13 protein-coding genes are annotated in these 10,907 nt (G+C 33.5%); 11 read left to right on the top strand and 2 right to left on the bottom strand.

Annotated features, from left to right (window positions below):
* Positions 1 to 146: 146 nt before the first annotated feature.
* From dnaX to rpoE, 9 genes are all read left to right on the top strand, one after another.
* On the top strand, positions 147 to 2,105 hold the full coding sequence (gene dnaX, locus EDD63_RS04865; RefSeq protein ID WP_134169055.1) for a DNA polymerase III subunit gamma/tau: 1,959 nt from the start codon (positions 147 to 149) through the stop codon (positions 2,103 to 2,105).
* 11 nt (positions 2,106 to 2,116) lie between these two features.
* On the top strand, positions 2,117 to 2,422 hold the full coding sequence (locus EDD63_RS04860) for a YbaB/EbfC family nucleoid-associated protein (RefSeq protein ID WP_208318299.1): 306 nt from the start codon (positions 2,117 to 2,119) through the stop codon (positions 2,420 to 2,422).
* Position 2,423: 1 nt separating this feature from the next.
* Positions 2,424 to 3,014 carry a recombination mediator RecR gene (recR, locus tag EDD63_RS04855; RefSeq protein ID WP_134169052.1) on the top strand — a complete coding sequence of 197 codons (591 nt, stop codon included), beginning with the start codon at positions 2,424 to 2,426 and terminating at the stop codon, positions 3,012 to 3,014.
* An 83-nt stretch (positions 3,015 to 3,097) separates the two neighbouring features.
* Positions 3,098 to 3,421: a cyclic-di-AMP receptor gene (locus EDD63_RS04850; protein WP_134169050.1), complete on the top strand. Its 324-nt coding sequence runs from the start codon at positions 3,098 to 3,100 to the stop codon at positions 3,419 to 3,421.
* Between the two features lie 138 nt (positions 3,422 to 3,559).
* Positions 3,560 to 4,162 (top strand): nitroreductase family protein, encoded by a 603-nt coding sequence (locus tag EDD63_RS04845; protein ID WP_134169048.1) that lies wholly within the window; start codon positions 3,560 to 3,562, stop codon positions 4,160 to 4,162.
* Positions 4,163 to 4,340: 178 nt separating this feature from the next.
* A complete protein-coding gene (locus EDD63_RS04840) occupies positions 4,341 to 4,820 on the top strand; it encodes a flavodoxin domain-containing protein (RefSeq protein ID WP_134169046.1) in 480 nt (159 codons plus the stop codon).
* 64 nt (positions 4,821 to 4,884) lie between these two features.
* On the top strand, positions 4,885 to 5,280 hold the full coding sequence (locus EDD63_RS04835) for a DUF1934 family protein (protein WP_166667550.1): 396 nt from the start codon (positions 4,885 to 4,887) through the stop codon (positions 5,278 to 5,280).
* The gene (gene argS / locus EDD63_RS04830; RefSeq protein ID WP_134169042.1) at positions 5,267 to 6,910 is read left to right on the top strand and encodes an arginine--tRNA ligase; all 1,644 of its coding nucleotides are present in this window, start codon (positions 5,267 to 5,269) and stop codon (positions 6,908 to 6,910) included. The genes EDD63_RS04835 and argS overlap by 14 nt, the downstream gene beginning before the upstream one ends.
* Positions 6,911 to 6,924: 14 nt before the next feature.
* On the top strand, positions 6,925 to 7,209 hold the full coding sequence (rpoE, locus tag EDD63_RS04825; protein ID WP_134169040.1) for a DNA-directed RNA polymerase subunit delta: 285 nt from the start codon (positions 6,925 to 6,927) through the stop codon (positions 7,207 to 7,209).
* Positions 7,210 to 7,329: 120 nt separating this feature from the next.
* On the opposite strand, the gene EDD63_RS04820 is transcribed toward rpoE, so the two are convergent.
* Entirely contained in the window at positions 7,330 to 7,515 is a 186-nt protein-coding gene (locus EDD63_RS04820) for a hypothetical protein (protein WP_134169038.1), read from the bottom strand.
* A complete protein-coding gene (locus tag EDD63_RS04815; protein ID WP_134169036.1) occupies positions 7,496 to 8,749 on the bottom strand; it encodes an IS91 family transposase in 1,254 nt (417 codons plus the stop codon). Before EDD63_RS04815 ends, EDD63_RS04820 begins: the two co-directional genes overlap by 20 nt.
* Positions 8,750 to 9,006: 257 nt before the next feature.
* Here EDD63_RS04815 and gpmI point away from each other — a divergent pair, with 257 nt between their 5' ends.
* Together gpmI and EDD63_RS04805 are read left to right on the top strand one after the other, a co-directional pair.
* Complete coding sequence (gene gpmI / locus EDD63_RS04810) at positions 9,007 to 10,575, top strand: 2,3-bisphosphoglycerate-independent phosphoglycerate mutase (RefSeq protein WP_134169034.1); 1,569 nt, start codon at positions 9,007 to 9,009, stop codon at positions 10,573 to 10,575.
* Positions 10,576 to 10,647: 72 nt separating this feature from the next.
* Positions 10,648 to 10,884 carry a hypothetical protein gene (locus EDD63_RS04805; protein WP_134169032.1) on the top strand — a complete coding sequence of 79 codons (237 nt, stop codon included), beginning with the start codon at positions 10,648 to 10,650 and terminating at the stop codon, positions 10,882 to 10,884.
* Positions 10,885 to 10,907 lie beyond the last annotated feature (23 nt).

Raw genomic sequence — 10,907 nt, 5'->3', positions numbered from 1 at the left:
CGTGATTAATACATATGTAGCGCCGTATACGAGAACCGTACGTACGGTGCAATGGGAGGGGCGAAAGAATATATTTCTTTCCCTCTACCCTATTTTGTCTATGTGAATTTTGGTATAATGAGAACTAGAGAAAGAGGGTATTGTAAATGGCATATAAAGCATTGTATAGAACCTATAGACCAGAAAATTTTGATGATATGGCAGGGCAAAAGCATATTATTAAAACCTTACAAAATGCGATAGATAATAATAAAATTGCACATGCGTACTTATTTACTGGACCTAGAGGTACCGGAAAAACATCAACAGCAAAAATATTCGCAAGAGCAGTAAACTGTACAGGAGAACATAAACCTTGTGGTGTCTGTGAAAACTGTAAAACGGATTTAGAAGGTGTACATCCAGATATTGTAGAGATTGATGCTGCAAGTAATAATGGGGTAGAGGAAGTACGTAATCTAATTGAGAAATTTAAATATGCACCAATCAAAGGTAAATACAAAGTATATATCATTGATGAGGTTCATATGATGACGCAAGGTGCTTACAATGCATTATTAAAAACCATTGAAGAACCACCTGCGCATGTTATCTTTATTTTTGCGACTACAGAGCCGTATAAAGTATTGCCAACAATTATATCGAGAACGCAACGATTTGATTTTGCCAAAGTAGCAAAGAAAGATATTGTAGATCGTCTTGCGTATATTATTGATAAAGAACAAATTCAAGTAGAAGATGGTGTACTTGATACAATTGCTGAATTAGCAGATGGTGGAATGCGTGATGCATTAAGTATATTAGATCAAGTATATGCATATTCACCAAACTTTATTAAACAATCTGAAGTGTTTGAAATCTATGGAATTATCACAACAAATGAGATACTCGATTTATTCTATTTAATGATTGGACATGAGACGTCACGCTTAATGCAAGCAATTGAAGCATTAGATAGTCGTGGAATTGATATTAAACGATTAACGAATGATATGATTGAAATACTTAAAGAAAAAGTTATTTACGATTATACTCGAGATGCATCGTTACTTAATCGTTTAGATCAAGAACAAGTTGTTCAATTATCGAGTAAGCTAAATACAGAAATATCACTACAAGTAATTGATATATTAATGGATAGTTATGATAAATACCGTAATGCATCAACGATTATCTTATATTTAGAAGTTGCATTATTGAAAATCATGAAAATTGTTCCACGTGGAACATATGAAGAACCAATGACACAAACCGTTCAAATAACTGAACAACCTACAACAACAATTGCACCAGAGAACTTACAAACAGTTGCACCAATGGTTGATGTAGAAACACATGAAGTCATTCATCCAACTAGAGAAGTAGAAGAACAGGAAACACAACAGCCGGTAGAAGATACAATTGATTATACCGAAGAAGAGCATATACCTGTATTAGAAGGTGGTATTGAAGAAAGTGAACCATTATCACTAATTAGTGATGAAATGCCACAAGAACCTATAAATACACACGTAGAACCTGTAGTTGAAGAACCAACATCTCAGGAAGAAGTAAAACAAGAGACAATGACACCAAATATAGATCAACAGTATATTGATCAAGCAAGTGAATTAGAGGTTGCGCCAAAGAAACCAAAGAAAATGAATTTGGATGATGAATTTGTACTTCGTTTACTTGTTGGTGCAAAGAAACAAATCCGTGCACAAGAAAGTGAACAAATGCGGAGTATTAATTCATATTGCACCGATTTAGATATACAAGTAGCTAAAGCAGCAAATATGTTAAAAAATGCAACGATTGTTGCTAGCGCTGAAACCTATACATTATTTGAAGTTGGATCATTGCCTTTAGCAAAAGAAATTAATGAACTGGATGAACAAAATGAATTTATGAATTTAGTAAAATCAATGTTCCAACAAGAAAAGAAAGTGTTTGCGATAACAAGTACACAATCATCACGTGTGATTGATGAATTTAAAACACGTTATCGTACAAATAATTTACCAGAACCAATTTCATTTGAAATTAAAAAAGAAGAAAAGAAAGAACAGACAATAAGTGATGAACTAAATATTCTATTTAAGAATAATATAGATATCATCTAATGGAGGAAGATATGGATTTAAACGCATTAATGAAACAAGCCCAAAAAATGCAAAAAGATATGGCGAAACAAGAAAATGAATTAAAAGAGAAACAATATGTATCAAGTGTTGGTGGTGGAGTTGTTGAAATCACAATGAATGGTGCATTTGAGGTCGTAAGTGTTTTTATTAAAGATGAAGTACTTGATCAAGATAACCAAGGAATGATTGAAGAACTTGTACAAATGGCGATGAATGATGTATTGAAACAAGCAACTGAAGAAAAAGAAGCAGCAATGGCATCATTAACTGGTGGTATGAAAATACCAGGTATGTAATATGTATCCAAAGAAGTTTGAAAACCTCATCGATAACTTAAGAAAGTTTCCTGGGGTAGGAATTAAAAGTGCAGAACGTTATGCATTTGAAATGTTAAACTATAGCGATGAAGATATTGATAACTTCATTCAAAGTTTAATTGATTTAAAAAATGATATACATACTTGTAGTATTTGTGGAAATCTAAGTGATGGAGAGACTTGTGATATTTGTAAGGATCCGAGTCGTAATCAACACATGATTGCAATTGTACAAAGTCCTAAAGATGTTATCGCATTAGAAAAGACAGCACAGTATCACGGATTGTATCATGTACTAAATGGTGTTATTTCGACTTCGAAAGGAATCATGCCAGAAGATATCAATATTGCAAGTTTATTGGATCGCATTACAGATGATGTAAATGAAATACTAATTGCAACCAATCCAACCATTGAAGGAGAAACAACTGCACTCTATATTGGAAAGTTACTTGAAAATAAAGATGTTGAAGTTACTCGCCTTGCACATGGATTACCAATGGGAGGACATCTAGATTACGCTGATGAACTCACACTAATAAAAGCATTAGAAGGTAGAAAGAAGTTATAAATTAGAATTAATTTGCAAATAATTTTATGAATAGACTAATGATTAAGAAATTGTTATAATCAAGAAAAGGAAGTGGTGATACTATGAAATTAATTTTAGCAATTATGTCAAATGATGATTCACACAGTGTATCTAGTGCACTGACAAAAGAAAACTATCAAGTAACACGTTTAGCTACAACAGGTGGGTTCTTACGAGCTGGTAATACTACATTAATCGTAGGTACGGAAGACGATAAAGTCGATCGTGCAATTGAAGTAATCGGAGAATTCTCTCGTAAACGCACAGAAGTTGTACCATCAACTGCATCATACGATATTGGTCGATTCGCATCGTTCCCAGTAGAAGTACAAGTAGGTGGAGCAACAATCTTCGTTGTTGATGTAGAAAAATTTGTAAAATTATAAAACTGAATAATTAACGTACGATACGTTACATCTAAGGTGGATAACAATCCATCTTTTTTTTTTACCTATGCACTTTCAATGAAATATATTTGTATATTGCTTATAATGAGAATAATAAAAGGAAAGGAACTTGATAATATGAAATCTATTTTAGACAGTATTAAAGATCGTCGTACGTATTACCAAATATCAAATGAAAAAGTGCTTGATAGCGCAGAATTGGAAGCATTAGTGAAGGATGTAGCGAAACATGTACCTTCTCCATTCAATATGCAAAGTCAACGCATTATCTTATTAGAAAATGAACAACATGATACATTCTGGAAAATTGTAAAAGAAACTTTACGTAAAATTGTAAATAATCCAGAAAAGTTCGTTTCTACAGAAACAAAGATTGACACAGCTTTTGCATCAGGAAGTGCAACACTGTTATTCTTTGATGATGTAGACGTTGTAGAAGGTTATGCTGCAAAGATGCCTAACTACGCTGAGAACTTCAGAGACTGGTCAAGACAGGCAAATGGAATGATGCAATATGCAATGTGGACAACACTAGAATCGGTTGGCTATGGAGCAAACTTGCAACACTACAATCCAGTTATTGATGATGAAGTGAAAAAAACGTGGAACATTCCAGATAGTTGGCGTTTAGTTGCCCAAATGCCAATTGGTAAACCTGCTGGTGATCCAGGTGATAAAGAATTTATGAATATCGACGACAAAGTAAAAATCTATAAATAAACTTGTAAAGAAGGTGTAAAAACCTTCTTTTTTATATATATAATACCGATTTTAACTCGCAAACAACCAATTATCATTTATAGTAGTTTTTAACTAGAGATATTATGATTTATTTGTTATTATGTACATCCACGCAGTGTGTGTAGTGGAAAATATATAGTGGAAAGGGTAGTTATGTATGAAAACATTAGTATTATATGCTACAAAATACGGTAGTACAGAAGAGGTCGCAAAAACCATCGCAGATAACTGTGATGCAGACATGGTGAATATTGAGGACGTGGATTTATTAAACTTGGATCGTTATACAACCATCATCTTTGGAAGTCCCTTATATGTAGGAAAGCTTCGTAAAGACTTGATCCGTTTTATGCGTGACAAGATTCATCAATTATCGAATAAATCTTTACATTTATTTGTAAATAGAGGAACAAGAACTCCTGCAATTGATGATATTATTGAAAAAAATATACCAGAATATCAAAATTTACTTCAAACGACGATTGATTTTGGTGGAACCTTTGATTTTAATAAAATGAACCTTATGGATTCATTAATTGTTCGTACAGTAAATCTAGATTTAGATGAACTCGATTCGAATCAAAATCTAGATGAAAAGGTTTCAAACTTTATTGGAAAGTTAGCTCATAAATACTAGCTTTCCTTTTTTTGAAATTAGGGTTGCACTACAGGTATTTCGTGCTATAATGTGCGATATAACTATGAAAAAGAAACTACATGTGATGCACCAACATCTGTATACAAAAGAGAGTCAGGACTTATTTATCGGAGAAGCTACTCATGATATATATGATGACTACGAACAATATACATATGAAGAAGAAACTGGTGCAAAAGTAATATTACGAGTATATGAAAACTATGCCCAGATTGAACGAATTGGGGATGTTCATTCAATTTTGAAATTTATTGAAAATGAAGATACAACCAACCCAATTAAAAGTGAGTTTGGAGATATGAATATTGATCTTTTTACGCACCTATATCGTAAAGATGATAACCAAGTTGTCATTGCCTATGATGTATTACATTCGCAAGATCACGATGGTTTCAAGATTACGTTTATGATGAAAGGAGATCTTAATGAGTACAATTGATCAACAACTAAAACAGTCAATTGCTAAAGCAATTCAAGATGCATTCCAAGTGGATGTCGCAATTGAAGATATCATTATTGAGATACCTAAGGATAAAAGCCATGGGGATTATGCTACCAATACAGCGATGAAGTTTTCAAAAGTAATTGGAAACAATCCAAGAGCCATCGCACAAACTTTAGTCGATACAATCGATACAGAAGCTGCAAACATTGCATCTATGGAAATTGCAGGTCCTGGATTTATCAATTTCAAAATGCAAAGTGATAGTCTAACAAGAGTGATTCGTCAAGTTATTGAGCTTGGTGACAATTATGGATATAACGATTCAGGAAAGAATTTAAAAATTAACTGTGAATATGTAAGTGCAAACCCAACTGGGGATTTACACTTAGGACACGCTAGAGGAGCTGCATGGGGTGATGCAACAACACGTTTACTAAAAATGAGTGGGTACGATGTTACTCGTGAATTCTATGTAAATGATGCAGGAAACCAAGTAGATAACCTTGCACGTTCATTATATGCACGTTATGCAAATAGTTTTGGTAAGCAAATAGAGCTTCCTGAAGATGGATATCATGGACCAGATGTTAAAGAAATTGCAGAAACCATTGCTAAAGAATATGGTGATGCATATCTTGAATATTCAGATGATGTACATAACTTCTTTAAGAAAGAAGGAATTCGTCTAGAACTTGAAAAACTAAAACGCGACCTAAAGAACTTTAGAGTTGAGTTTGATGTATTTACAAGTGAACAATCAATACGTGATGCTGGTTTAGTTGAAAAAGCAGTAGAAACGTTAGATACACTTGGATACGTTTATGAAAAGGATGGAGCCGTATGGTTCGAAACAACGAAATTTGGTGATGATAAAGACCGTGTATTACGTAAAAACGACGGATCTTTTACATATTTAGTACCAGATATCGCATACCATATCACGAAACTTGACAGAGGTTTCGAAAAGATGGTAGATTTTCTAGGAGCAGACCACCATGGATATATTCCACGCTTGAAAGCAAGTATTGAAGCATTGGGAAGAGATGCAGATACACTTGAAGTGGATATCATTCAAATGGTGCGTTTAGTTGATAATGGCGAAGAAGTAAAAATGTCAAAACGTTTAGGAAATGCAATCACCCTTCGTGAATTATGCGAAGATGTAGGTGTGGATGCAGCTCGTTACTTCTTTGTGCAAAGAGCATTGGATACGCACTTTGATTTTGATGTAAATCTTGCGAAGAAACAAACCAATGAAAACCCTGTGTTCTATGCACAATACGCGCATGCAAGAATTTGTTCAATCTTACGTAGTAGCACAATTGATGAAACGGTAGATAACTATGATTTACTAACACATGAAAAAGAGTTAGAGTTATTGAAATACATTCATGAATTTACGAACGTTGTCGCTGATGCAGCAAAAAACAGAGCACCAAATAAGATGTGCAATTATATTCAAAAGCTAGCATCACTATTTCATTCATTCTATGGCGCATGTAAAGTCATTGATAATGAACATCCACAACGTAGTGCACAACGTTTAGACTTGTTACGTGCTTGTCAAATCACTTTACGTAACGCTCTTTGGTTAATCGGAGTCGAAGCACCAGAAAAAATGTAGGAGGGGGAAGCTATATGAAGCAACCAATGATCGATGTAGCATACGAAGTGCTAAAGGAAACAAACAAGGAATTAGTCTTTATTGATTTATTCAACGCTGTTTGTGATCGCAATGAATTAACAGAAAGTCAAAAAGAAGATAGAATTGCACAATTCTATACAGATCTATCACTAGATGGACGATTTGTATGTATGGATAATAATTCATGGGATATCAAATCACGTCACCGTTATGAAGAAGTTCGTAAAGCAAATCTAGCTGATATCTTAATCGATGATGAAATGATAATTGAAGAATAGTTCGTAAGAGCTGTTCTTTTTTTATTCTTAAGGAAAGTTCTCTGCGTTGCTAAGTAGAGCCAAAATACAGGATTAGGCACTTGAAAAGACCTAATCCTGTATTTTGATTTTAGGTTGTATTTATTTCTTTGGATAAAGTGTTGGTTTATCACATCTTGGACAATGTATATGTGGTGTGTCATTGTTGTTATCATATCGCATCATTTCTGCTACTTCATCAAAACACCATGTAGGCATTTGTTCTTCATATCCACAGCTTTTGCATTTCATTTGGATATATTCATCTTTAGCTATATATTGGTCCATTCTTATCACCACCTTTACTTGATGGAACATAGTAATCTATGAATTCCATATAATGACCACATGTACATAAAAACGGATCTACTCCGAATGTTTCTATTAAATCACCACGATAGTATACTCTCTCTTTTGCTTTTCCTAATCGTGGAAGTAAAATTTTCATTTTCTCTTTATGAGAATGATTACATGTTGCATATATTCCATAATAGCGAATCATTTTAAATTGTTGTTCGGGAATATGAAGAAGAAGTTTTTTCATGAATAGAAATACATGTTCTTCTACTTCAATGCGTTCATTTGTTTTATGATCCTCATAATAATATTTGATTGTTTTTTTTTCTTTGTTGTAATGGATAATTCTGCTTTGTGCCATTACAGGTCTTCCAGTATAACGTAATATATAATTTATAATTGCGTCTTTACCTTTTCTGTTTTCTAGTGGTGGAGCGTAAACATAGAATCCTTTTTTATGCTCACGATATAACTTGCTTATTAGTTTTTTGAAATTTTTGTATTCTCTAGAATTCACATCATAAGAGTCTCTCATTTTATACAATAGAGTACGCATAAATGATTTTCTCAATGACTCATAATTGATGAAATTTATGTTCTTATAAATATGTTTACTGTTCATACCGCCTTCAGTGATTAAGCAATGAATGTGTGGATTCCAGTTTAATGCACGTCCAAAAGTATGTAAAACCATAATGATTCCTGGAGTAAATGTGTCTTTTTTTCCATTGATTTTATCGAAAACATAAAACAGTGTATCTTTGACTGCACTAAATAAAAGGTGTAGCATCTCTCTATCTCTTAAGAAATACTCTCTTAGTTCTTCATCAATCGTAAAAACTAGGTGTCGATAAGGAACATCTAAAGCATTTGCGGAAATACTAAGTGCTCGTTCTTTAGCATATCTAACACCACAAGAAGAACAGAATCTGCTTTTACATGTATAACAGACAACACTGGTTGTATGACAATCGGGACACTCATAAATTTCAAAACCACATTCAAAGGTTCCACAGTCCATCATCTTTTGGACTTCTTTTAAAGTCACATCACGAAAACCATTGTGAGCAACTTGAGGATCTTTCAAAAAATCACTCCATTGATCAGTAAATATCTTTTGAATTGTGGGCTTGGTTGAATCATATCTTTGTAATCTCCAAGCATTATCAAATGACTTGTTTGCAATGGAAAAGTGGGATTTAGCTGTTTCTTGTCGAATAGGCATAAAAGGTACCCTCTATAATTGTACAACAGAAGATTGACTAGAAATTCCATATACAGTGTAGAAAGTACCCAATTTAGTTTTTATTTGTCTTTTGTATTGTCTTTTAAGATGATGGAGTGTTTTTCTCCATCACTTTTTTATGCTTTTAATACACCTATAGTGAAACCTATACATTTTCCAAACAAATTAGTTAAAAGTTTCACGAATTGTGCTATATTTATATAGAACGTCATTAGAATGATCAGGAGGAAGCAAAAATGAGTAAACAACCAGTTTTATTAGTCGTAATGGATGGTGTTGGAATCAATGACAGCCAATTTGGAAATGCTGTAACTAATTCATTTACACCAACATTGGATAATTTATATGAAACAAGCCCAAATATCGCAATTAAAGCACATGGAAAAGCCGTAGGTTTACCTAGTGATGGAGATATGGGTAACTCTGAGGTAGGACACAATGCATTAGGTTGTGGTCAAATCTACTCACAAGGAGCTAAATTAGTAAACGAAGCAATTGAAAGTAAAGATTTATTCGAAAGTGAAACGTGGAACGATTTAGTAGATAGTGCTAAAGACAAAACATTACACTTTATTGGATTATTATCGGATGGAAATGTGCACTCACACATTAACCACTTGTTTGCAATGTTAGAACAAGCAAAAGCACAAGGAGCAAAAGAAGTTCGTGTTCATATCTTATTAGATGGACGTGATGTTCCTGAAACAAGTGCACTTGAATATGTAGATGCACTTGAAAACAAACTTGCAGAACTTAACGATGATAACTTCCATGCAGTTATTGCATCAGGTGGTGGTCGTATGCAAATTACAATGGACCGCTATGAAGCAAACTGGCCAATGGTTGAAGCTGGATGGAAAACACACGTATTAGGTGAAGGTAGACAATTTGCATCTGCAAAAGAAGCAATTGAAACATACCGTGCAGAAACTGGTGTAATTGACCAAGACTTACCAGCGTTTGTTATTGCAACAGATGGAAACCCAGTAGGAACGATTGAAGATGGAGATTCAGTAATTCTTTTCAACTTCCGTGGAGACCGTGCACAAGAAATCTGTTTAGCATTTGAAAAAGAAGACTTTGATAAATTTGATCGTGTACGTAAACCAGATGTAAAATTTGCTGGTATGTTACAATACGATTCAGACTTAAATATTCCTGAACACTTCTTAGCATTCCCACCAAAAATTAAAAATACTTTGACGGAATACTTAGTAGAAAATAAAATTAGAGAATATGCAATTAGTGAAACACAAAAATATGGACATGTTACATATTTCTGGAATGGTAACCGTGCAGGAAAATTCGATGAAGAATTAGAAACATATGTAGAAATTCCAAGTGATGTAGTTCCTTACGAACAACGTCCATGGATGAAAGCTGCTGAAATTACAGATGAATTAGTTGAAGCAATCAAATCTGGTAAATATGATTTCTTACGTGTAAACTATCCAAATGGAGATATGGTTGGACACACAGGTAATTATGAAGCTACAATTATCGGAGTAGAAACAGTTGATTTACAATTAAAACGTCTTCAAGATGCAATTGATTCAGTAAATGGTGTAATGCTTGTTACTGCTGACCACGGAAATGCTGATGAAATGTATGAAAAACCTAAAAAAGAAGGAGCTGCACTTAAAGCAAAAACTTCACATACATTAAATAAAGTACCATTTATCTTCTACAACGCAGATGTAAAAGTTAAAGATGGAGACTTTGGATTAGCTAACGTAGCTAACACAGTTGTTAAATTATTAGGGTTACCAACAAAAGAAGAATGGGAACCTGCAATGATCGACTAATAAGAATTAGGGAGTGAATGATGATTCATTCCTTTTCTTTTTATGCTACAGTATAGAAAAAGGAAGTATAAAATGAAGAAATTTTTGAAAGAATACGGATTTATAATGCTATATGCATGTATTACATGTGTAGTAATTTGGAAAGCTCCAACATATATGGCAAATATAATGTTAGCATTTTACTTTTTCTACTTTGCATTCAGGTATTATCGCAGGAAAGAAACAAGTGGATTAGGAATGAGTGCAGTCGTTATATGGGTGATAGGTGGTCTATGTTTTCTAGGTGCAGCAATCATTCAATTACTGTAAAGGATAATTAATTTTATCCTTTT

It is taken from the genome of Breznakia blatticola (genome assembly GCF_004365815.1).
Lineage (GTDB): Bacteria > Bacillota_I > Bacilli_A > Erysipelotrichales > Erysipelotrichaceae > Breznakia > Breznakia blatticola.
Note: the sequence above shows the minus strand (reverse complement) of the source record. Positions and strands in the feature narration are given on the sequence as shown.

Excerpts from the sequence above, each read along its gene's own strand:
- dnaX (WP_134169055.1), top strand. The coding sequence starts at position 147 with ATGGCATATAAAGCATTGTATAGAACCTATAGACCAGAAAATTTTGAT.
- EDD63_RS04860 (WP_208318299.1), top strand. The coding sequence starts at position 2,117 with ATGGATTTAAACGCATTAATGAAACAAGCCCAAAAAATGCAAAAAGAT.
- recR (WP_134169052.1), top strand. The coding sequence starts at position 2,424 with ATGTATCCAAAGAAGTTTGAAAACCTCATCGATAACTTAAGAAAGTTT.
- EDD63_RS04850 (WP_134169050.1), top strand. The coding sequence starts at position 3,098 with ATGAAATTAATTTTAGCAATTATGTCAAATGATGATTCACACAGTGTA.
- EDD63_RS04845 (WP_134169048.1), top strand. The coding sequence starts at position 3,560 with ATGAAATCTATTTTAGACAGTATTAAAGATCGTCGTACGTATTACCAA.
- EDD63_RS04840 (WP_134169046.1), top strand. The coding sequence starts at position 4,341 with ATGAAAACATTAGTATTATATGCTACAAAATACGGTAGTACAGAAGAG.
- EDD63_RS04835 (WP_166667550.1), top strand. The coding sequence starts at position 4,885 with ATGAAAAAGAAACTACATGTGATGCACCAACATCTGTATACAAAAGAG.
- argS (WP_134169042.1), top strand. The coding sequence starts at position 5,267 with ATGAGTACAATTGATCAACAACTAAAACAGTCAATTGCTAAAGCAATT.
- rpoE (WP_134169040.1), top strand. The coding sequence starts at position 6,925 with ATGAAGCAACCAATGATCGATGTAGCATACGAAGTGCTAAAGGAAACA.
- EDD63_RS04820 (WP_134169038.1), bottom strand. The coding sequence starts at position 7,515 with ATGGACCAATATATAGCTAAAGATGAATATATCCAAATGAAATGCAAA.
- EDD63_RS04815 (WP_134169036.1), bottom strand. The coding sequence starts at position 8,749 with ATGCCTATTCGACAAGAAACAGCTAAATCCCACTTTTCCATTGCAAAC.
- gpmI (WP_134169034.1), top strand. The coding sequence starts at position 9,007 with ATGAGTAAACAACCAGTTTTATTAGTCGTAATGGATGGTGTTGGAATC.
- EDD63_RS04805 (WP_134169032.1), top strand. The coding sequence starts at position 10,648 with ATGAAGAAATTTTTGAAAGAATACGGATTTATAATGCTATATGCATGT.